This is a genomic window from Citrobacter sp. RHB35-C17, from assembly GCF_013816795.1.
Taxonomy (GTDB): domain Bacteria; phylum Pseudomonadota; class Gammaproteobacteria; order Enterobacterales; family Enterobacteriaceae; genus Citrobacter_A; species Citrobacter_A amalonaticus.
The window spans coordinates 325,266-346,003 of sequence record NZ_CP057150.1 but is presented as its reverse complement, the minus strand read 5'-3'; the positions used below and the strand labels follow the sequence as shown (position 1 = coordinate 346,003).

General features: G+C 54.8%; 20 protein-coding genes. 3 read left to right on the top strand and 17 right to left on the bottom strand.

The annotated features are described in order from the left end of the window. Positions 1 to 196: 196 nt before the first annotated feature. Complete coding sequence (gene asd, locus HVZ37_RS01590) at positions 197 to 1,303, bottom strand: aspartate-semialdehyde dehydrogenase (protein WP_104010277.1); 1,107 nt, start codon at positions 1,301 to 1,303, stop codon at positions 197 to 199. A 190-nt stretch (positions 1,304 to 1,493) separates the two neighbouring features. Here asd and yhgN point away from each other — a divergent pair, with 190 nt between their 5' ends. Further along, a complete protein-coding gene (yhgN, locus tag HVZ37_RS01585) occupies positions 1,494 to 2,087 on the top strand; it encodes an NAAT family transporter YhgN (protein ID WP_042998459.1) in 594 nt (197 codons plus the stop codon). 37 nt (positions 2,088 to 2,124) lie between these two features. Here yhgN and gntU read toward each other — a convergent pair whose 3' ends face one another. From gntU to HVZ37_RS01560, 5 genes are all read right to left on the bottom strand, one after another. Continuing rightward, complete coding sequence (gene gntU, locus HVZ37_RS01580) at positions 2,125 to 3,465, bottom strand: gluconate transporter (RefSeq protein WP_042998460.1); 1,341 nt, start codon at positions 3,463 to 3,465, stop codon at positions 2,125 to 2,127. 3 nt (positions 3,466 to 3,468) lie between these two features. Further along, on the bottom strand, positions 3,469 to 3,996 hold the full coding sequence (gene gntK, locus HVZ37_RS01575) for a gluconokinase (RefSeq protein WP_042998461.1): 528 nt from the start codon (positions 3,994 to 3,996) through the stop codon (positions 3,469 to 3,471). 139 nt (positions 3,997 to 4,135) lie between these two features. Continuing rightward, positions 4,136 to 5,131, bottom strand: coding sequence for a gluconate operon transcriptional repressor GntR (gene gntR, locus HVZ37_RS01570; RefSeq protein WP_042998462.1), 996 nt, complete (start codon positions 5,129 to 5,131; stop codon positions 4,136 to 4,138). Positions 5,132 to 5,221: 90 nt separating this feature from the next. After that, the gene (locus tag HVZ37_RS01565; protein WP_181628052.1) at positions 5,222 to 5,917 is read right to left on the bottom strand and encodes a pirin family protein; all 696 of its coding nucleotides are present in this window, start codon (positions 5,915 to 5,917) and stop codon (positions 5,222 to 5,224) included. A 123-nt stretch (positions 5,918 to 6,040) separates the two neighbouring features. Beyond that, on the bottom strand, positions 6,041 to 7,078 hold the full coding sequence (locus tag HVZ37_RS01560; RefSeq protein ID WP_181628051.1) for an oxidoreductase: 1,038 nt from the start codon (positions 7,076 to 7,078) through the stop codon (positions 6,041 to 6,043). Between the two features lie 460 nt (positions 7,079 to 7,538). Here HVZ37_RS01560 and yhhY point away from each other — a divergent pair, with 460 nt between their 5' ends. Continuing rightward, a complete protein-coding gene (gene yhhY, locus HVZ37_RS01555; RefSeq protein ID WP_042998463.1) occupies positions 7,539 to 8,027 on the top strand; it encodes an N-acetyltransferase in 489 nt (162 codons plus the stop codon). Between the two features lie 87 nt (positions 8,028 to 8,114). On the opposite strand, the gene ggt is transcribed toward yhhY, so the two are convergent. Next, entirely contained in the window at positions 8,115 to 9,860 is a 1,746-nt protein-coding gene (gene ggt, locus HVZ37_RS01550; protein ID WP_181628050.1) for a gamma-glutamyltransferase, read from the bottom strand. Positions 9,861 to 9,979: 119 nt separating this feature from the next. Here ggt and HVZ37_RS01545 point away from each other — a divergent pair, with 119 nt between their 5' ends. Next, entirely contained in the window at positions 9,980 to 10,357 is a 378-nt protein-coding gene (locus HVZ37_RS01545; RefSeq protein WP_042998465.1) for a DUF2756 family protein, read from the top strand. Here the strand turns inward: HVZ37_RS01545 and ugpQ are convergent. The 10 genes from ugpQ to livK form a co-directional block, all read right to left on the bottom strand. Continuing rightward, positions 10,341 to 11,087, bottom strand: a complete 747-nt coding sequence (ugpQ, locus tag HVZ37_RS01540) for a glycerophosphodiester phosphodiesterase (protein ID WP_044263865.1) — start codon at positions 11,085 to 11,087, stop codon at positions 10,341 to 10,343. The genes HVZ37_RS01545 and ugpQ overlap by 17 nt on opposite strands. Beyond that, on the bottom strand, positions 11,084 to 12,154 hold the full coding sequence (locus tag HVZ37_RS01535; RefSeq protein ID WP_042998467.1) for a sn-glycerol-3-phosphate import ATP-binding protein UgpC: 1,071 nt from the start codon (positions 12,152 to 12,154) through the stop codon (positions 11,084 to 11,086). Before HVZ37_RS01535 ends, ugpQ begins: the two co-directional genes overlap by 4 nt. Before the next feature lies 1 nt (position 12,155). Then, positions 12,156 to 13,001, bottom strand: a complete 846-nt coding sequence (gene ugpE, locus HVZ37_RS01530) for a sn-glycerol-3-phosphate ABC transporter permease UgpE (RefSeq protein ID WP_042998468.1) — start codon at positions 12,999 to 13,001, stop codon at positions 12,156 to 12,158. After that, complete coding sequence (gene ugpA, locus HVZ37_RS01525) at positions 12,998 to 13,885, bottom strand: sn-glycerol-3-phosphate ABC transporter permease UgpA (protein WP_099433893.1); 888 nt, start codon at positions 13,883 to 13,885, stop codon at positions 12,998 to 13,000. The genes ugpE and ugpA overlap by 4 nt, the downstream gene beginning before the upstream one ends. Before the next feature lie 106 nt (positions 13,886 to 13,991). Then, positions 13,992 to 15,308 carry a sn-glycerol-3-phosphate ABC transporter substrate-binding protein UgpB gene (gene ugpB / locus HVZ37_RS01520; RefSeq protein WP_181628049.1) on the bottom strand — a complete coding sequence of 439 codons (1,317 nt, stop codon included), beginning with the start codon at positions 15,306 to 15,308 and terminating at the stop codon, positions 13,992 to 13,994. 267 nt (positions 15,309 to 15,575) lie between these two features. Beyond that, the gene (livF, locus tag HVZ37_RS01515) at positions 15,576 to 16,289 is read right to left on the bottom strand and encodes a high-affinity branched-chain amino acid ABC transporter ATP-binding protein LivF (RefSeq protein WP_044253570.1); all 714 of its coding nucleotides are present in this window, start codon (positions 16,287 to 16,289) and stop codon (positions 15,576 to 15,578) included. A 1-nt stretch (position 16,290) separates the two neighbouring features. Beyond that, positions 16,291 to 17,058, bottom strand: a complete 768-nt coding sequence (gene livG / locus HVZ37_RS01510; protein WP_042998472.1) for a high-affinity branched-chain amino acid ABC transporter ATP-binding protein LivG — start codon at positions 17,056 to 17,058, stop codon at positions 16,291 to 16,293. Beyond that, on the bottom strand, positions 17,055 to 18,332 hold the full coding sequence (gene livM, locus HVZ37_RS01505) for a branched chain amino acid ABC transporter permease LivM (protein WP_181628048.1): 1,278 nt from the start codon (positions 18,330 to 18,332) through the stop codon (positions 17,055 to 17,057). The genes livG and livM overlap by 4 nt, the downstream gene beginning before the upstream one ends. Then, on the bottom strand, positions 18,329 to 19,255 hold the full coding sequence (gene livH, locus HVZ37_RS01500; RefSeq protein ID WP_042998474.1) for a high-affinity branched-chain amino acid ABC transporter permease LivH: 927 nt from the start codon (positions 19,253 to 19,255) through the stop codon (positions 18,329 to 18,331). Before livH ends, livM begins: the two co-directional genes overlap by 4 nt. A gap of 46 nt (positions 19,256 to 19,301) precedes the next feature. Continuing rightward, on the bottom strand, positions 19,302 to 20,411 hold the full coding sequence (gene livK, locus HVZ37_RS01495; protein WP_181628047.1) for a high-affinity branched-chain amino acid ABC transporter substrate-binding protein LivK: 1,110 nt from the start codon (positions 20,409 to 20,411) through the stop codon (positions 19,302 to 19,304). Positions 20,412 to 20,738: the final 327 nt, after the last annotated feature.

The following is a 20,738-nucleotide window of genomic DNA, read 5'->3' as shown; positions in this document are numbered from 1 at the left end:
CCTGAACGGTGCAGCACAATTGTGCATCCTCTCTGCCCCGTCCTACCTTCAGGTAAAGCCCTGATACTGAGATCAGGACACCCTTAAAGAATAGCCAACACTTTCATTAACTCCTGCATAAAGACTATACATTTGCGTTTACTCCTTTTTTACGCATAAAAAGGGGTGACTCAGCACCCCTTGTAAACCAACGCGATTACGCCAGATGGCGCAACATACGTCGCAACGGCTCTGCAGCCCCCCAGAGCAACTGGTCGCCTACCGTAAAGGCTGACAGGAACTCCGGTCCCATGTTCAGCTTACGCAGACGGCCAACTGGCGTGGTCAACGTGCCGGTAACGGCCGCTGGGGTTAACTCACGCATGGTGATATCCCGATCGTTTGGCACCACTTTCGCCCACGGATTGTGAGCCGCCAGCAGTTCTTCCACGGTCGGAATGGAAACGTCTTTTTTCAGTTTGATAGTGAACGCCTGGCTGTGGCAACGCAGCGCGCCAACGCGCACGCACAGGCCATCGACCGGAATGACGGATGAGGTATCAAGGATTTTGTTAGTTTCCGCCTGGCCTTTCCACTCTTCGCGACTCTGGCCGTTATCAAGCTGTTTGTCGATCCACGGAATCAGGCTACCTGCCAGCGGGACGCCAAAGTTATCTACCGGCAGTTCGCCGCTACGAGTCAGTTGGGTAACTTTGCGTTCGATATCGAGAATAGCGGAGGAAGGCGTTGCCAGTTCATCAGCGACGTAGTTATGCAACTGGCCCATCTGGTTGAGCAATTCGCGCATATGACGCGCGCCGCCGCCGGAGGCCGCCTGGTAGGTCGCGACCGACACCCAGTCCACCAGGTCATGGGCAAACAGACCGCCCAACGACATCAGCATCAGGCTAACGGTACAGTTACCGCCGACGAAGGTTTTAATCCCGTTGTTCAGGCCCCGGGTGATGACATCCTGGTTAACCGGGTCGAGGATAATGATAGCGTCATCTTTCATGCGCAGCGCAGAGGCCGCGTCAATCCAGTAACCCTGCCATCCGCTTTCACGAAGCTTTGGATAGATTTCGTTGGTATAATCGCCGCCCTGACAGGTCACAATGATATCGAGCGCTTTCAGCGCGTCCAGATCGAAAGCGTCCTGAAGTGTGCCGGTCGAGGTACCGCCGAACGTCGGCGCGGCCTGCCCAAGCTGGGAAGTTGAAAAGAAAACAGGGCGAATGGCGTCGAAGTCGCGCTCTTCAACCATGCGTTGCATGAGAACAGAGCCGACCATACCGCGCCAGCCGATAAAACCAACATTTTTCATAGCGTTTTTTCCTGCAAAGATGTGTGCTGTGTATGCTGACCAGTGTCCTACTGGCTCATCCTTCACCATACAAAAAGCAGCCAAAGTCGCAAGTGAATTTAATCAATGATAGCGATGCCATCAGAAATGCGACTTATCCCGCTGCTTAAGCGAGCAGAAAGTCCGAGGCAATTATCAGGGAATTTGAGTTATGAATGAAATCATTTCTGCAGCCGTTTTATTGATCCTGATTATGGATCCGCTCGGTAATTTGCCCATTTTCATGTCCGTACTGAAACATACCGAACCGAAGCGGCGTCGGGCGATCATGGTGCGCGAGCTGTTCATTGCGCTGTTACTGATGCTGATTTTCCTTTTCGCGGGCGAGAAAATTCTCGCATTCCTGAATTTGCGAGCCGAAACGGTTTCAATATCCGGGGGCATTATTCTGTTCCTGATTGCCATCAAGATGATCTTCCCCAGTGCCACCGGAAACAGCGCAGGCCTTCCGGCAGGCGAAGAGCCCTTTATTGTCCCGCTGGCGATCCCGTTAGTTGCCGGCCCAACGATTCTGGCCACGTTGATGTTGTTATCGCATCAGTATCCTAATCAAATGGGGCATCTGGTGATTGCCTTGCTGCTGGCCTGGGGCGGTACGTTTGTGATTCTGCTGCAGTCGTCGCTGTTTCTGCGTCTGCTGGGTGAGAAAGGGGTAAATGCGCTGGAACGCCTGATGGGATTGATTCTGGTGATGATGGCGACCCAGATGTTCCTGGACGGCATCCGGATGTGGATGAAGGGATAAAACAATAGGGCCGGGCGATTGCCCGGCCTACCTTTTTTCAACTGAGCAGTGAAAACGCCACCATACCCACAATCGCACCCACGGTGCCGAGGATGGTTTCCATCATTGTCCAGGTCTTCAGCGTTTGTGCTTCTGTCGCACCGGTGAATTTCCCGAACAGCCAGAAACCGGCATCGTTCACGTGGCTGACGACGATCGACCCCCCCGCGATACAGATAGACAGTGCCGCCATCTGCGCCCCGGAGAAATTCAGTTGTTCAATTACTGGCATCACCAGTCCCACCGCCGTTAAGCAGGCTACGGTCGCGGAGCCCTGAATGATACGCACCGCTGCCGCCAGCACGAAGCAGGTAATGGCAATCGGCAAGCCCATCCCGGTCAGCGCTTCACCCAGCGCCGGCCCCACGCCAGAATCCACCAGCACCTGCTTGAAGACACCGCCAGCACCAATCACCAACAGGATGATACCCGCCGGTTGCAGCGCGTGACCGCAAATCTCCATGACCTTATCTTTCGGCATCCCCTGACGCATCGCCAGGCCGTAAATCGCCACCAGACAAGCCACCAGAATCGCGGTGAACGGGTGACCGACAAATTCAAACCACTGGTAAGCCGTAGAACCGACCGGCACAAAACGTGCGGCGATGGTTTTCAGTCCCACCAGCACCAGCGGCAACAGGATCAGCGACAGACTGAAGCCAAAGGACGGCATTTTGCCCTCGCCCAGATGCGGTTCGGTAATATCGTCTGGAATATTCAGCTCAACGTAGCGGCTGATAAAGTTGCCCCACAGCGGCCCTGCGATAATCATCCCTGGAATGGCGGCACACAGACCAATCAGAATCATCCAGCCAAAGTCGGCGTGCATCTGAGAAGCGAGCAGCATCGGCGCAGGTCCCGGCAGCAGAAATGCGGCGGCCGCCGCCACGCCCGCAAACAGCGGGATCACCAGCTTCACCAGGTTTGTACCGGTATGACGCGCCATCGAGAACGCGACGCTTATCAGCAGAACAATGGCCACTTCAAAGAACAGCGGCAGCGCGCAAATCAGTCCCGCCAGCCCAATCGCATAATGCGCGCGACTGTGGCCGAAGGATTTCAGCATTTTGACCGCAATCTGATCAACTGCGCCCGTTTCATGCAAAATCTTGCCAAACATGGCCCCCAGAGCGACCACAATCGCCAGGAAGCCCAGCGTACCTCCCATCCCTTTTTCCATTGTTGCCGCAATTTTATCGAGCGGCATACCGGAAAAGAGACCTGCACCAATAGACACCACCATCAAAGCAACGAAGGCGTGCATACGCGCCTTCATCACTAAAAACAACAGCAGCAGAACGGAGCCTACTGCTGTTAAAACAAGCGTTAATGTACTCAAAACTTACTGCCTTTTATTAATGACCTCGATGGTGCTGGCAACAACACCTTCCAGTGGCTGATCGATATCCACCACCAGTACGTCGCTTTCGTCTGCACCCGGTTCTTGCAGGGTTTCAAACTGCGTCACCAGCATCTGGGTTTTGAAGAAATGACCTTTACGCGCCTTCAGACGGCTTTCGATCACGTCGAAATCGCCTTTCAGGTAGATGAAAGAAAGGTTCGGGTTACCGTCACGCAGCAGATCACGGTAATGTTTTTTCAGTGCGGAACAGACGATCAGCGAAACCTTATTGGTACGCTGCATCGCAAACGCGGCGTCATTCAGCGCCTGCAACCACGGCTTACGGTCGTCATCATTGAGCGGCTCACCGGAGGCCATTTTCTCAATGTTGCGACGCGGATGGAGAAAATCGCCATCAAGAAACGCGGCATGCAGTTGATGCGCCACTTCGCTGGCGACAGCGGATTTACCGCTGCCCGATACGCCCATCAGAACGTAAATGTGGTGATCATGATTAGTCGTGCTCAAAGTGGTGCCCCCACAGTACAAGGATCAGGAATTGTTACGGGTAACTGTTATCGGTAACATTGTCCAGCCTGACTAAAACAGAAGCAATATCCAAACGTACGAGAAGTGAATAAGTGTGAGCTACTTCAAATTTGTCGGGTTAAATAGATCCACCCGGTGACAAGGTGAAACCTAAATCTAACATTTTTGGCGTGACGCTCTCCCCACGAATACGCGCCAGTAGACGCTCTGCGCCAATGCTGCCCATACGCTCACGCGGCGTCAGCACGCTGGCCAGACGCGGTTCCATCACCTGACCGATATCATGGCCGTGAAAACCAGCGATCGCCATGTCATCCGGGATCCTCAACCCTAAACGCTGGCATTCAAAGGCCGCGCCCACCGCCAGGTCATCGTTAGTACAGAAGATACCGTCCAGTTGCGGGTATTCACGACGCGCCTGACGGATAAGCTCAATCCCCGAAGAGTAAGAAGAAGACTGCTCCACCATCACACTGTAGGGCAACAGACCGGCATCCAGCATCGCCTGTTCGTAACCCTTCTGTTTGATGATAGTACGTTCGTCAAGACGTGCCCCCAGATAGGCGATATGACGATGCCCGCGTGCAATAATCGCGGCGGTCATTTGACGCGCGGCTTCAAAGTTGTCAAAACCGACGGCGATATCGAGGCAGGGCGACTGACTGTCCATCAGTTCAACCACCGGAATCCCCGCCACTTCGATCATTTTCAACGTGCGCGGCGTGTGGGTACGTTCAGTCAGGATCAGACCATCGATGTTCCAGGAGAGCATCGACTCCAGACGCTCCTGTTCCATCTCCGGCTTATAACCGTAGTGCGCAAGCATGGTTTGATAACCATGCGCATCCGTCACGGTCTCAATACCGCGTAAAACTTCGGCAAAAACCTGGTTGGTTAACGACGGCAGCAGTACGCCAATGGCCCGACTAGTGGCGTTGGAGAGGATATCAGGTGCGCGATTGGGAATATAACCCAGTTCATCAAGTGCAGCAGCGATCTTGCCCCGCAATGCAACGGAGACTTGCTCCGGATTACGCAAAAAACGGCTGACCGTCATTTTGGTCACACCAACACGGTCAGCTACATCCTGAAGTACGGGTCTTTTCTTCTTCATCGTCCTGAGAAATCGTAAGTGAGAGATTTGCTCAGTTTATCACGGACAAAGCACAACCTTCCCCGTTTAAAGGGAAGGTTGCGTAATTATTTATACAGGCGGCAGATCAAACAGCAGGATTTCACTATCGCTGTCAGCATGAATTGACAGCGCCTGCTCATCCCAAATCGCCAGACCGTCGCTGGTGGTGGCTTTCGTGCCGTTAATGCTCACCTCGCCTTTTACCACCTGGATCCAGACGCGACGTTCAGCAGCAATCTGGTGTACTGACTGCTCACCTTTCACCAGCGCCCAGCGATACAGTTCCATATCCTGGTACACTTTCAACGAGCCGTCGCGAGCGTCCGGTGACAACACCAGTTGTTTACCCTGTGTGGCGTCGAAGCGGCGCTGCTCGTAACGCGGCGTGATGCCGGTTTTTTCCGGAATGATCCAGATCTGATACAGACGCAGACGATCCGTTTTGCTCGGGTTGTACTCAGAGTGCCGGATCCCGGTCCCCGCGCTCATAATCTGGAATTCACCTGCCGGCACCTGCTCTTTATTGCCCATGCTGTCCTGGTGTTCTACTGCGCCTTCCAGCACGTAGGTCAGAATTTCCATGTCTTTATGCGGGTGGGTACCGAAACCCTGACCGGCGTCAATCACGTCGTCGTTAATCACGCGCAGTGCCGAGAAGCCCATAAAGTTGGGATCGTAGTAGTCAGCAAAAGAGAAGGTATGCCAGGAATCCAGCCAGCCATGATTCGCGTGGCCACGTTCGTTTGCTTTGCGTAAGTAGATCATTGTGTTCACCCCCAGATGTTTTCGATGGAGTAAGTGTGGACCGAATCCATCATCAATCATAGAGGGTGAAAATTGACTCCTCTGTTCAAAAATTATGAACAAGTACAGAGGAGTCAGTCTGGCTTATCGGGCAAGGGTAATCGTGGCCGGTGAAGCCTGTTCGAACGCCCGTTCGAGGAGTTCAAGGTTGGTCAGAACGTCAGATTCCTTGACGTAATTTGGCGCGCCTGTGGTGAGAGTGTCATACAACGCATCATAGACACGCCCGTAGTCGCCCGTTTCCGGTTTGACCTCTTCTTTCACCGTCACCCCTTCGTCGTTAACGTACTCCAGCACGCCAACGGAATCGTCTGCCGCAAAGCCTGGCTCACCCGGCATGATGTTGGCCTTCAGGCTGGTTTCCTGCTGGTCAATACCGTATTTGATAAACGACCCCTTGGTGCCATGCACGATAAACTTCGGATAGTCGATTTTCACCAGATGGCTGGTTTTGACGATGGCCTTTACATCGCCGTAAAACAGTTGCGCTTCAAAGGTGTCGTCCGGATTGGCCTTATTGCGCAGGCTGCGGATATCGTACGCCACGTGGTCCGGACGACCGAACAGCGAGATAATCTGATCCATCGTGTGTACGCCCAGGCCATAAAACGCGCCATCCTGCGGTAAACCTGGTTGGGTCTCCGCGACCGGGCGGTAGTAATCAAAGTGGCTTTCCAGTTCCACAATCTTACCCAGCTTACCGCTTTCAATCGCCTTTTTGGCGGTCAGGAAACAGGAGTCAAAGCGACGGTTTTGATACGGCGTCACCGTCAACCCTTTGCTCTGCGCCAGTTCAAACAGCATCTTCGCTTCAATCATTGTCGGGGTGAAGGGTTTCTCAACCAGCACGTTCTTCCCGGCCTCCAGCGCCCGTTTCGCGTAGTCAAAGTGGCTGTCGGCGTGGGTACAGATGATAACCAGCTTGACCTGCGGATCATCGAAAATTTCATTGAGATCGCTGGTGAAGTGGATGTGTGAGTAAATCGGCGCCTGCTCTTCCGGCTTCGCACGACGGCGAAAGATATGGGCCACATGCCAGGTATCTTTACGGTGAAGGACATACGGGAGATGGTAGCGAGTCGCGCTCTTGCCGAACCCGATAAATGCGCAATGTAACGTCATGGTGGCGTCCTTTTTGGAAAAAAAGATGCATACACCATAGCGCAAAGCACAGAGAGACTAAATGCGGAACCTCTCCTGAGGACGCGCTGGCGCACCTGGAAACGGATTGCTCGCGCCTCGGGCGTGAGTGGCGCAGGCAGATTATTCACGGCCTGCGCACAGCAGCCGGAGCGTACTTAATGTACGTGAGGAGCTCGGGCACTTCCCCGGGACAAAATAACAAGTCAGCCTGGCTGAAAAAAACCAAAAAAAAGCCAGCACCCGGCTGGCTAAAATAATACTGGAAGCAATGTGAGCAATGTCGTGCTTTCAGGTTCTCCGCAAGGGTCTTCCTGAACGCAGAGCAATAATAATCATTCTCATTCGCAGTTGTCCAGCGATTTCTTCAAAAAAATGCAGTTGACGACATTTTTAATCTCAGCGACTGTAAAGACTCAATGAACCCTGAAGGAGATCGGGAATGAGTGAGATAGTGATACGCCACGCTGAAACCAAAGATTACGACGCGATTCGTCAGATCCATGCCCAGCCGGAGGTGTATCACAACACGCTACAGGTTCCTCATCCATCCAGTGAGATGTGGCAGGCGCGACTCGCCGAACAGCCCGGCATCAAACAACTTGTGGCCTGCATTGACGATCGCGTGGTTGGACATTTGTGCATTGCCGTCGTTCAGCGTCCACGCAGGAGTCACGTCGCCGATTTCGGTATTTGTGTTGATGCGCAATGGCAAAACCGCGGTGTCGCCAGCGCATTAATGCGGACCATGATCGACATGTGCGACAACTGGCTGCGCGTTGAACGCATCGAATTAACGGTGTTTGTCGATAACGCCCCCGCCATAGCCGTGTATAAAAAATATGGTTTTGAAATTGAAGGCACCGGCAAGAAGTACGGCCTGCGTAACGGCGAGTACGTCGATGCCTATTTTATGGCGCGGATGAAGTGACAAATTGCCCGGTGGCGCTACGCTTACCGGGCCTACAGCTGCACAAACGTAGGCCGGGTAAGGCGAAGCCGCCACCCGGCAACAAAATCAATACCCCGCCGTTAAATCGTCCACAGTGCGTGGGTCTGATGCGCCATACAGCGCGCCGTCCGGACCTACCATAATGCTCTGTGTGCTACCCATCGCTTCTTTCAGCGCAACCTTCTGCCCTTTTTGCTCAAGTAGTTTGAGGGTATCCGGACTAAAGCCTTTCTCCACACGCAGCTCATCCGGCAGCCACTGATGATGGAAACGCGGCGCGTTGGTCGCTTCCGCCACATTCATCCCGAAATCGATGCTGTTGACCACCATTTGCAGCACAGTCGTGATAATCCGGCTCCCACCCGGACTGCCCGTAACCAGCCAGGTTTTACCGTCTTTCACCACGATGGTGGGCGACATTGACGACAGCGGACGTTTCTTAGGCCCAACGGCGTTGGCATCGCCTCCCACCAGACCATAGACATTTGGCACGCCCGGCTTAGCTGAGAAGTCATCCATCTCGTTATTCAGCAGAATGCCGGTATCCCCCGCCACAATGCCGGTCCCGAAGGTGGTGTTGAGGGTATAAGTGACCGCCACGGCGTTACCGTCTTTATCCACCACCGAGAAGTGAGTGGTCTGGTTACTCTCGTAGGGCGCCAGTTTGCCAGGGCGAATTTCGCTGGAGGGTTTCGCCTTGTTGATATCGATCCGTTCGGCAATCGATTTGGCGTAATCTTTGTTGGTCAGCGCCTGCCACGGCACCTTCACAAAATCCGGGTCGCCCAGGTATTCCGAACGATCGGCGTAGGCCTGTTTCTCCGCTTCCGCCATCACCTGCATGGCGTCCGCACTGCCGAAGCCGTATTGCTTCATGTCGAAGTTTTCAAGGATATTCAGGATTTGCACGATGTGGATCCCGCCAGAGGACGGCGGTGGCATCGAGAAGACCTGATATCCGCGATAGTCACCGCTAATTGGCGTGCGCTCTACCGCTTTATAGCCCGCCAAATCCTCTTTGGTCATCAGCCCGCCATTTTTCTGCATCTCCTGCGCAATCTGGTCGGCAATCTCCCCTTTATAAAAGGCATCCGGCCCCTTTTCCGCAATCAACTCCAGGCTTTTCGCCAGATTTTTTTGTACCAGTTTGTCGCCCTTTTTCAGCGGCTCACCGTCCTTCCAGAAAATGGCTTTGCTGTTTTCGTGATTCGGAATGACTTCACTGCCGTAGGTTTTTAGATCGTCCGCCAGCGCATCGTTAACTACAAAGCCCTCTTCCGCCAGTTTGATCGCCGGACGCACCACCTTGTTGAGCGGCAGGGTGCCATATTTTTCCAGCGCCAGAGAAAACCCGGCCACGGTGCCCGGCGTGCCGGACGCCAGATGGGAGGTCAGCGATTTTTTACTGTCCGGATTGCCCTGGTCGTCAAGGAACATATCGCGCGTGGCGTTAGCGGGCGCCATTTCGCGAAAATCGATCGCCGTGGTCTTACCGTCTTTAGTACGCAGCAACATAAAACCGCCGCCGCCCAGATTCCCGGCCTGCGGATGCGTGACCGCCAGCGCATACCCTACGGCGACCGCAGCATCCACGGCGTTCCCGCCCTTTTTGAGAATATCCACCCCAACCTTTGTGGCCATGGCATCTACCGAGGCCACCATCCCCTGCCTGGCGCGAACGGGATGGAACACATCCTCTTCCACCCCATACGACACCGGAGGGGGTGGAGGGGGGACGGCGAGCACACTGAAACAGCTTCCTGAGAGCAGAGCAGCAAGGGCTACCCGGCGTAAAAACGTCGGTTTCGTCATCGTTATTCTCCAAAGATGTGGGGTCAGCCCCCCACTAAGCCTGGTGCATAACTCTGAAATGATCCTCGTTTCGCCGGGAAAGGGGTAAACTTAAGAGAGACCTCAGTGGAGGAATGATGATGAAACGATACGTAATTTTGACAGCGCTACTGCCGTTTGCCTGTCTCGCACAGCCGATTAACACGCTGAACAATCCGAACCAGCCGGGTTATCAGATCCCCAGCCAGCAACGGATGCAGACGCAGATGCAGACGCAGCAGATCCAGCAGAAAGGAATGCTGAATCAGCAGTTAAAAACGCAGACGCAGCTTCAGCAGCAAAATCTGCAAACGCAGATGAACAACAATCAGCAGCGGATCCAGCAGGGTCAGGTACGTGAGCAGCCGTTGCCCAATACCAACGGCGGCATGTTGAGCGGCGGTACGCGTCTGGAGAGCGGCCAGCAGCACATGCTACCGCCGCGGCAGAATGGCGATATGCTTAATCCGCAGCAGTAAAGTCCGGGCCAATCACGTCAATCGCATCCGTACAGATGCAGTCCACGCCCCAGCGTAGCAGTTCAGCCGCACGCTGGGGTTTGTTGACGGTGTAGACCAGAATATGTAATCCCGCCGCTTTAAGCTGTCTGACCCGCGCTTCATCCAGTAGCTTGTGATTCAGGTGAATCGACACGCACGCCAGGCGAGTGGTCAGTTCGCGCCAGTCATCACGCCACTCGTCAAGTAACAACCCTCGCGGCAGCTCTGGTACGGCGGCCTGCGCCGCTTCCAGCGCATCAATTTCAAATGACGACAGCAGCGGCGCAGTCATCCCCTGCCACAGCTCACGCGCGGCGAGAGCAATCACTTTCCCCGTCAGCGGTCCGGTTCCGGTAGTCGGTTTAATTTCGATATTGGCCATCAGGCCATGCTGGCGACAACGCGCGGCCACCTGCGAGAGCAACGGCAGCGGTTCGCCTTTAAACTCGCCGCTGTACCAGCCACCGGCATCCACCCGCAGCAAATCCTGCCAGTTGAGCTCTCCCGCCACGCCCCAGCCGTTGCTGGTGCGCTCAAGGTTATCGTCGTGCAGCAGGAAAATTTCCCCGTCCTTCGACAGCTTCGCGTCAAACTCGATCATGGTGTGCCCGTAATGCGCGCCGACGTCGATCGCCGCCAGCGTATTTTCCGGCGCCAGTTTACCGCCGCCGCGATGGGCGACGATGCGGGGATACGGCCAGTTACTCATACACGTTGTCCTGTTTCACCATCAAAAAGGTGCAAATGATTTTCCGGCAGATGCAGCCACAGCGTGCTGCCTGCCTTTGGGCGTTCCTGATGGGCCAGACGCACCACCAGTTTCTGATCGCCCCAGCGACCGTGCGCCAGATTATCGGCGCCCAACATCTCCAGCGTGTCCATCACCAGCGGCACACCGCCCTCCGCCTGGGAGCTTAGCGTAATATGTTCCGGGCGGATACCCAGCGTCATTTTTCGCCCGGCGTAGCCACGATAGTACCAATTGATGGGCAGCGCCATGCCGCTTTCCAGTTCGAAGTGCGTACCCGCATGGCTGATACGTCCTTCCAGCAGGTTCATCGCCGGGCTGCCGATAAAGCTCGCCACAAAGCGGCTGGCCGGTTTTTCATAGACCTCTACCGGCGTGCCAATCTGCTCGGCAATACCTTTGTTCATCACCATCACGCGCTGGGCGAGCGTCATGGCTTCGACCTGATCGTGGGTCACGTATAGCGAGGTGGTTTTCAGACGACGGTGCAGGTGCTGAAGCTCCAGACGCATCTGTACGCGCAGTTTGGCATCGAGGTTCGACAGCGGCTCATCAAACAGGAAAACCGCAGGGTCGCGCACAATGGCACGCCCCATCGCCACACGCTGGCGCTGACCGCCGGAGAGTTCGCGCGGACGACGTTTGAGCAGACCGTCCAGTTCGAGAATACGCGCCGCTTCTTTCACCCGCTGTTCGATGTGTCCCTTGCCCATCCCACGGATTTTCAGCCCCCACGCCATGTTCTCTTCCACGCTCATGTGCGGGTAGAGCGCATAGTTCTGGAAGACCATCGCGATGCCCCTGTCTTTCGGCTCCATTTCAGTCACGCGCTGACGGTCAATCCAGATATCGCCGCTGGTGACGTGCTCCAGCCCGGCCACCATCCGCAGAAGCGTTGATTTCCCGCAGCCGGACGGGCCGACCATCACAATGAACTCACCGTCCGCCACGTCCAGCGTCAGCGGTTGAATCACCTGGGTTTTGCCATCCCAGCTTTTGGTTACTGCCTGTAATTTTAAACCTGCCATCTTATTTCTCACTATCGACCAGGCCGCGGACAAACGCGCGCTGCATGGCTAAAACAATGACTACGGGTGGGATAAGGGTGAGCAGCATTGCCGCCATCACCTGATTCCACAAGGTGGTACCTTCGCCAGTGGCAATCATGCCTTTGATCCCCGCCACGGCAGTCCCCAGATTGACGTCGGTAATAATCAGCAACGGCCACAGATACTGGTTCCAGCCGTAGATAAAGGTGATGACGAACAGCGCCGCCAGATTGGTTTTCGACAACGGCAGCACGATGTCGCAGAAAAATCTCATCGGCGAAGCGCCATCAATGCGCGCCGCTTCGATCAGCTCATCCGGCAGGGTCATAAAGAACTGGCGGAACAGAAAAGTGGCGGTCGCCGATGCCATCAGCGGTAGCGTCAATCCTGCGTAACTGTCGAGCATATTCAAATTGGCAATCACTTCCACCGTCGGGAAAATACGCACTTCGACCGGCAGCATCAGGGTGATAAAAATCATCCAGAAGAACAGGTTACGCAGCGGAAAACGAAACCAGACGATAGCAAAGGCAGAAAGCATCGAGACCGCGATTTTCCCCACCGTAATGCCAAACGCCATGATGAAGCTGTTGAGCATCATCAGCCAGAACGGCGCGCTGTTCACACCGACGCCGTTGGCCCAGATGTTTTTCATGTTTTCCAGCAGATGCGTACCAGGGATAAGCGTCATCGGCGTTTCAAACACCGCGTTGTTGTCCAGCGTCGCCGCGACAAACGCGACGTACAGCGGGAACAAAATTACGACAATCCCCAGAATCAGCATGGTGTGGCTGAATATTGTCAGCCCGCGACGGTTCTCAATCATTGGTAACGCACCTTACTTTCCACATAGCGGAACTGCACCACCGTCAGAATGATGACGAGGAACATCAGTACCACCGACTGCGCGGCGGACGCAGAGAGATCCAGCCCGGCAAACCCTTCACGATAGATCTTATAAATCAGCGTTGTAGTAGCCTGAACCGGGCCGCCTGCGGTCGCGGCATCGATCACCGGGAACGTATCGAAGAAGGCGTAGACCAGATTGACCACCAGCAGGAAGAAACTCACCGGCGCGATCAGCGGTAACGCCAGCCTGAAAAAGCGACGAACAGGTCCTGCGCCATCGATCGCGGCGGCTTCAACCAGCGAACGTGGGATCGATTGCAACGCGGCAAAGAAGAAAAGGAAGTTGTAACTAATCTGCTTCCAGACGGAGGCAAAAACTACCAGGAACATCGCCTGCCCGCTGTTCTGTGCATGGTTCCAGTCATAACCAAACTGCTCAAGGAAGTAGGTAATTAGCCCACGTCCTGGGTTAAACAGGAAAATCCACAGCACGGCGGCTACCGCAGGCGCCACGGCATAGGGCAGTAGCATCAGCGTCTGATACAGACGACTGCCGCGCACGACGTAATCCACCAGCGCTGCGAAGAACAACGATACCAGCAGGCCGCTGAAGGTCACCAGCGCGCTGAATTTGATCGTCGTCCAGAAAGCGTCGAGATAGTAGCGGTCATGAAACAGCGTGACGAAATTATCCAGTCCCACGAACTGACTGGAAAGCCCAAACGGATCGACGCTTAGTAGCGAGTACCACAACGCTTCGCCTGCAGGCCAGATAAAGAAAATAACGGTGATCGCCAGCTGTGGCGCAACCAGCAAATAAGGCAGCCAACGCGAGCGAAACACCGGACGGGATGATGACATTGAGATTTGATTCCTGAACAATGCCGGGTGGCGGCTACACCTTACCCGGCCTGCATGTAGTTCGTTTTAGGCCCGGATCGCTACGCGCCACCGGGCAAGTCACAGATTACGATTTGGTCGACTGCTCAAAGCGGCGCAGCAACTGATTACCACGTTCTACCGCAGAGTCCAGCGCCTGCTGTGGCGTTTTTTTGCCGGTCCACACGCTTTCCAGTTCTTCATCAACGATGGTGCGAATCTGCGGCATATTGCCCAGTCGCAGCCCTTTGGTGAACGGCAACGGCGGTTTGTTCAGCATCTGGCGGGTCGCAATGTCTGCCCCGGGATTCTTGTCATAGAAGCCCTGCTCACGAGTCAGGTCATAAGCCGCTTTGGTGATCGGCAGATAACCGGTTTTCTGATGCCATTCGGCCGCATTTTCCGGTTTTGCCAGGAAGTCGAGGAACTCGGCCACGCCTTTGTAGGTGTCGCTGCCTTTGCCCTGCATTACCCACAGGCTCGCGCCGCCGATGATGGCGTTCTGCGGTGCGCCTTTGGCATCCGCATCGTAAGGCATCATGCCTACGCCATAGTTGAATTTGGCGTAATGACGGATATCCGCAAGCGAACCGGACGAGGCGGTGGTAATAGCGCAATCGCCGTTGTAAAACTTCTCGGTGGATTCATCTTTACGCCCGAAATAACTGAAATCGCCCTTCTTGTTCAGATCGGCAAGCAGCGCGATGTGTTTTACCTGTTCTGGCTTGTTGAACTCCAGCACCGCATCAGTGCCGTCGAAGCCATTGTTCTGGGTCGCCACCGGCAAACCGTGCCAGGCGCTGAAGTTTTCAATCTGGATCCACCCCTGCCAGCCGCTGGCGTAGCCACACTTCATCCCTGCGGCTTTCAGCTTCGCGGTGTACTCCGCCAGATCCTGCCAGGTTTTCGGCGGCTGCTCCGGATCTAAGCCCGCTTTTTTGAAGGCGTCTTTGTTGTAGTACAGCACCGGCGTAGAGCTGTTAAATGGCTGAGACAACAGATGCCCGGATTTCGAATCGGTGTAGTAACCGGAAACGGTCGGAACAAACTGTGACTCGTCGAAGTTGATGCCCGCATCCTTGAACACTTCGTAAACCGGTTTAATCGCTTTTGAGGCCATCATCGTCGCGGTGCCGACTTCATAAACCTGCAGCAGCGCCGGTGCATTTCCGGTACGGAACGCGGCGATACCGGCGCTCAGGCTCTGCTCGTAGTTACCTTTGTACACCGGCACAATCTTGTAATCCGGGTGGGTGTCGTTGAAACGTTGCGCCAGGGAGTCAACTTCTTTACCCAACTCCCCTTCCATGGAATGCCAGAATGGAATGGTGGTAACGGCCATTGCGTTTGTCGCAAAAGCCAGACCAACCGCCAGACCCAAAGCTGTGTGTCGTAACGATGTCATTGTCATCATCTCTCTTATTGTACCGAATGCGCGAAATCACGCGTTTTATGCTCGCGAGGTAACATGACATGCGCGAATGACAGAAAGATAACCGTCAGATGACGAAGCGGTGACAGCCAGGCTTCAGGTGAATGACGTTTCAGTGGCAAGAAAATAAAAAAAGCCGGGTGGCGGCTTCGCCTTACCCGGCCTGCATCAGGTGTAAATATCGAATGTCGTGTAGGCCGGATAAGACGCCATGCGCCGCCATCAGGCATCACAAACCGCTTAACCGCCTAAATACGCGCTGCGTACCGCTTCGTTTGCCAGCAATGCGTCGCCGGTGTCTTCGAGAACGACATGACCGTTCTCCAGCACGTAGCCACGATCGGCCAGCTTCAGCGCCTGATTAGCGTTCTGCTCAACGAGGAAGATGGTCATTCCCTGCTCGCGCAGTTGTTCGATAGTGTCGAAGATCTGCTGGATGATAATCGGCGCCAGCCCCAGAGATGGCTCATCAAGCAGCAGCAGGCGCGGTTCACTCATCAGCGCACGACCAATCGCCAGCATCTGCTGTTCACCGCCGGACATGGTGCCCGCACGCTGAATACGACGCTCATGCAGACGCGGGAATAATTCGTATACCCACTTGATGCGTGCCTGAAACTGATCGCGCTCGGCAAAAAAACCGCCCATCGCCAGATTCTCTTCCACCGTCATGCGGGAAAACACGCGACGCCCTTCCGGAACGATCGCCACCGCTTCACGCATGATTTTCGCCGTTTGCCAGTCGGTAATGTCTTTGTCATCAAACACAATCCGACCGCTGGTCGCACGCGGATCACCGCACAGCGTGCCAAGCAGCGTGGTTTTTCCCGCACCGTTGGCACCAATCAAGGTCACAATTTCTCCCTGATTGATGTGCAGACTCACCTCGTGCAGCGCCTGAATTTTGCCGTAGTGGGCACTGACTTTGTCAAAGGACAACATGACTTTTTCCATCTTATGCCTCACCAAGGTATGCACGGATCACGTCCGGGTTATTTCGAATCTGTTCCGGCGTCCCGTTCGCCAGCGGCGTGCCCTGGTTCACCACGTAAATACGGTCGGAAATCCCCATTACCAACTTCATATCGTGTTCAATCAGCAGAATGGTGGTGTTGTGATGGTTGCGCAGTTCGGCAATCAGCTCGTCCAGCTCTTTGGTCTCTTTCGGGTTAAGACCCGCAGCCGGTTCATCCAGCATCAAAATTTCTGGCTGCGTCACCATACAGCGGGCGATCTCCAGACGGCGCTGGTCGCCATAAGCCAGGTTGCTGGCCTGACGGTTCGCATGCTCCAGCAGCCCGATACGCTCAAGCCAGGTGGCCGCGCGATCCAGCGCTTCGCTCTGCGCCCGACGAAACGCCGGGGTTTTCAGTAGACCGGAAAACACGCCTGTTTTCAGTTGCTGATGCTGTGCCACCAGCAGGTTTTCAATCACCGTCATTTCGCGAAACAGACGCACGTGCTGGAAAGTTCGCACCACGCCCATCCGGGCAATTTGTTGCCCCGGCAGCCCTTCAAGGTGCTGATCGCGAAGCTTAATGGTGCCACCCGTCGGCTTATAAAAACCGGTCAGGCAGTTAAACACCGTGGTTTTACCGGCGCCGTTCGGCCCAATCAGCGACACAATTTCTTGCGGATGCAGCTCCAGTTCAACGTTGTTCACCGCCAGCAGACCGCCGAAGCGCATCATCAGGCCGTTAACCGATAATAATGGCTGACTCATGCCTGCTCTCCTTTCGCTTCCCCGTTTTTCAGTTTCAACTGTGGACGGGTCATCGGCAGCAAGCCCTGCGGACGCCAGATCATCATCAGTACCATCAAACCACCCAGCATTAACATGCTGTATTCGTTGAAATCACGCATCAGTTCACGCGACACCACCAACAGAATGGCTGCGAGGATTACCGCAAACTGCGACCCCATCCCGCCGAGCACTACGATCGCCAGCACAAACGCCGATTCGGCAAAGGTGAACGATTCAGGGCTGACAAACCCCTGACGCGCCGCAAACAGCGTACCGGCGAAACCGGCAAACGCGGCGCTGATGGTAAAGGCGGTCAGTTTGATGCGCGTGGGGCTCAGACCCAGAGAGCGACAGGCGATCTCATCTTCACGCAGCGCTTCCCACGCTCGTCCCAGCGGCATGCGCAGCAGACGGTTAATCACAAACAGGCTCAGCACCACCAGCAGCAGCGCGACCAGATAGAGGAAAATCACGCGATCGGACGGATCGTATTTCACATTGAAGAAGTTGCTGAAGGTATCCCAGCCGCCTTCACGTGCGCTGCGGCTGAACTCGAGACCGAACAGCGTCGGTTTCGGGATCTGGCTGATGCCGTTCGGACCGCCAGTGATTTCAGTATTGTTGAGCAGCAGAATACGGACGATCTCACCAAATCCCAGGGTGACGATTGCCAGGTAGTCGCCACGCAGACGCAGCACCGGGAAGCCCAGCAGGAAACCCGCCGCCGCTGCGACCAGTCCCGCCAGCGGCAGGCAGGTCCAGAAGCCGAGACCGTAATAGTGGTTCAGCAGCGCAAAAGTGTACGCGCCAATTGCGTAGAAACCGCCGTAGCCTAATACCAACAGGCCGGAAAGCCCGACGACAACGTTCAGCCCCAGGCCGAGAATGATATAAATCATGGTCAGCGTGGCGATATCCACCGTGCCGCGCGAGACCATAAACGGCCACGCCACGGCAATCACCAGCAGCGCAATCAGGAACAGCTTCTGCTTTACGGTTGAGCCATCAATCGCTGGCAAAATAAACTTCGGCCCGGAGACGCTTTTCAGGCTCTTCTGGAATACCGGACGCAGCATCTGGAAGAAAAAGACCACGGCAGTGCCGATAAACACCCACTGCCAGCGGATGTCGGCAGCGATGTCCACCACCAGTTTGGTGCCATCCAGTTCCAGTTGAACGCCCATAAAGACGCCCGCCAGCACGAAGAACATCGCGGCAGAGAGCAGCGCCATCGCAAAATGCATCGGTTTCATACTTTCTCTACCTCCGGACGGCCCAGAATCCCGGTCGGCATCACCAGCAGTACCAGAATCAACAGGGCGAACGACACCACGTCTTTGTATTCCGTACTCAGATAAGCAGAAGAAAGCGCTTCCGCGACGCCCAGAATCAGGCCGCCGATCATCGCGCCTGGAATGCTGCCGATCCCGCCAAGCACCGCTGCGGTAAAGGCTTTCATCCCGGCCATAAAGCCGATATAGGGGTTGATCACCCCGTAGAATTGCCCGAGCAGCACGCCGGCCACTGCCGCCATCGCTGCGCCAATCACAAAGGTCAACGCAATCACGCGGTCCGTGTTAATCCCGAGCAGGCTGGCCATTTTCAGGTCTTCCGCACAAGCACGGCAGGCACGTCCCATGCGGGAGTAACGGATAAAAATGGTCAGTGCCAGCATCGCCAGGAAGGTCACAACCCAGATGACCAGTTGCATGGTGGTGATCGATGCGGAGAAGTTTTCGCTGGCCCCCACGACCCATTGCCCGTTGAACAGGCTGGGCAGCGCCACGTCACGTGAACCTTCCGTCAGGCTGACGTAGTTTTGCAGGAAGATAGACATCCCAATCGCGGAGATCAGCGCAATCAGACGTTTGGAATTCCGGACGGGCCGATACGCCACCCGCTCAATGCTCCAGCCGTAGGCGCTGGCAATGATAATCGCCCCAATGAATCCGGCCGCCACCAGCAACCAACTGGTATCGATCCCCATCATCATGAGTGCCGCGATAATCATAAAAGAGACATAGCTACTGATCATGTATACCTCGCCGTGGGCGAAGTTGATCATGCCGATAATGCCGTACACCATGGTGTAACCGATGGCGATCAGCGCATAGGTGCTTCCCAGCGTGACGCCGTTAAACATCTGCTGCAAAAAGTACAGGAACTGCTCGGACATAAAAAAACCTTTCTATTTCCGCCCGTGTGAACGGGCGGTGGGATAATTATTTGGCTGCCGTGGATGACCCATCGGCGTGCCACTGGAAGACACCAAATTCAAATCCCTTTAGATCGCCTTTTTCATCCCATTTCAGCGGCCCAATGACGGTATCAGCACCGTTTGCTTTTAAATCTTTCACCAGATCCAGCGGCGCTTTGCTGTCAGAACGGTCCATTGCCGTTGCCAGTGACTGCACAGCAGCGTAGGTGATCCACACATACGGACCAGTCGGATCTTTTTTATCGGCTTTCAGCGCATCAACAATTGCTTTGTTGGCCGGATCCTGGTCATAGCGTTTTGGCATGGTGACCAGCATGCCTTCAGCTGCTTCACCGGCGATATTCGACAGCGATGCATTGCCCACGCCTTCCGGCCCCATGAACATGGTTTTCAGCCCGACGGAGCGCGCCTGGCGCAGCATCTGCCCCATTTCCGGGTAGTAGCCGCCGTAGTACACAAAGTCGATGTTCTCTTTTTTCAGGCGCGCAAGCAGCGCGGAGAAATCTTTCTCACCTGCTGTGATGCCATCAAAGAAGACGATATTGGCGTTTGCCGCTTTCAGCGCATCCTGAACAGAGCGCGCCAGGCCTTCACCGTACTGTTGTTTGTCGTGAATGATGGCGATGCGCTGCGGTTTTACGCTCTCAAGAATGTATTTTGCTGCGGTCGGTCCCTGAGAAGAGTCCAGTCCGGCGGTACGCATGATGTGCGCGTAGCCGCGCTGCGTCAGTTCCGGGTTGGTCGCACCAGGCGAGATCATCAGAATGCCTTCATCTTCGTAAATATCCGACGCAGGCTGAGTCGAAGAGGAGCAGAGGTGACCAATCACATACTGAATACCGTCGTTGACGATTTTGTTCGCCACCGCCACGGCCTGTTTTGGATCGCAGGCGTCGTCATATTCCACAGCGACCAGCTTGTCGCCGTTGATGCCGCCTTTGGCGTTGATGTCTTTGATGGCCTGACGCGCGCCGTTAAATTCCATGTCGCCCCACTGCGCCACTGGACCCGACATCGCGCCGACAACAGCAACGTTAATATCCTCTGCCATTGCCGCCTGTGACATCGCCAGTGCAATCACCCCTGCGATGACCGTTTTCGCATTCCGTTTCATTTACTGAATCCCCATTCGTGATGTACTTATTTTCTATTTATATGGTTAAAAAGCAGACTGTGCTTTTTTTGCACTACACTATTTTTACCAGTCTGATTAATGGTTTAGCGCAGTATTTTCCGCAAATACAGCGTAAAACCCCTATTTTTCAGTCTATTAAGAACAGATAATATTCTGCTTTTCACCATAGATAAACAAAAAAAAGCACACTTGTCAGCATAAAATAACGGGACAATGAGCCGAATAAAACACTACCTTCCAGGGTATTATCCTGCCTGTTTTTCATTCTCTGATGTTTCGAACTGAGGTTCTGACCGTCATAAAATT

Excerpts from the sequence above, each read along its gene's own strand:
- asd (WP_104010277.1), bottom strand. The coding sequence starts at position 1,303 with ATGAAAAATGTTGGTTTTATCGGCTGGCGCGGTATGGTCGGCTCTGTT.
- yhgN (WP_042998459.1), top strand. The coding sequence starts at position 1,494 with ATGAATGAAATCATTTCTGCAGCCGTTTTATTGATCCTGATTATGGAT.
- gntR (WP_042998462.1), bottom strand. The coding sequence starts at position 5,131 with ATGAAGAAGAAAAGACCCGTACTTCAGGATGTAGCTGACCGTGTTGGT.
- HVZ37_RS01565 (WP_181628052.1), bottom strand. The coding sequence starts at position 5,917 with ATGATCTACTTACGCAAAGCAAACGAACGTGGCCACGCGAATCATGGC.
- HVZ37_RS01560 (WP_181628051.1), bottom strand. The coding sequence starts at position 7,078 with ATGACGTTACATTGCGCATTTATCGGGTTCGGCAAGAGCGCGACTCGC.
- yhhY (WP_042998463.1), top strand. The coding sequence starts at position 7,539 with ATGAGTGAGATAGTGATACGCCACGCTGAAACCAAAGATTACGACGCG.
- ggt (WP_181628050.1), bottom strand. The coding sequence starts at position 9,860 with ATGACGAAACCGACGTTTTTACGCCGGGTAGCCCTTGCTGCTCTGCTC.
- HVZ37_RS01545 (WP_042998465.1), top strand. The coding sequence starts at position 9,980 with ATGAAACGATACGTAATTTTGACAGCGCTACTGCCGTTTGCCTGTCTC.
- ugpQ (WP_044263865.1), bottom strand. The coding sequence starts at position 11,087 with ATGAGTAACTGGCCGTATCCCCGCATCGTCGCCCATCGCGGCGGCGGT.
- HVZ37_RS01535 (WP_042998467.1), bottom strand. The coding sequence starts at position 12,154 with ATGGCAGGTTTAAAATTACAGGCAGTAACCAAAAGCTGGGATGGCAAA.
- ugpE (WP_042998468.1), bottom strand. The coding sequence starts at position 13,001 with ATGATTGAGAACCGTCGCGGGCTGACAATATTCAGCCACACCATGCTG.
- ugpA (WP_099433893.1), bottom strand. The coding sequence starts at position 13,885 with ATGTCATCATCCCGTCCGGTGTTTCGCTCGCGTTGGCTGCCTTATTTG.
- ugpB (WP_181628049.1), bottom strand. The coding sequence starts at position 15,308 with ATGACATCGTTACGACACACAGCTTTGGGTCTGGCGGTTGGTCTGGCT.
- livF (WP_044253570.1), bottom strand. The coding sequence starts at position 16,289 with ATGGAAAAAGTCATGTTGTCCTTTGACAAAGTCAGTGCCCACTACGGC.
- livG (WP_042998472.1), bottom strand. The coding sequence starts at position 17,058 with ATGAGTCAGCCATTATTATCGGTTAACGGCCTGATGATGCGCTTCGGC.
- livM (WP_181628048.1), bottom strand. The coding sequence starts at position 18,332 with ATGAAACCGATGCATTTTGCGATGGCGCTGCTCTCTGCCGCGATGTTC.
- livH (WP_042998474.1), bottom strand. The coding sequence starts at position 19,255 with ATGTCCGAGCAGTTCCTGTACTTTTTGCAGCAGATGTTTAACGGCGTC.
- livK (WP_181628047.1), bottom strand. The coding sequence starts at position 20,411 with ATGAAACGGAATGCGAAAACGGTCATCGCAGGGGTGATTGCACTGGCG.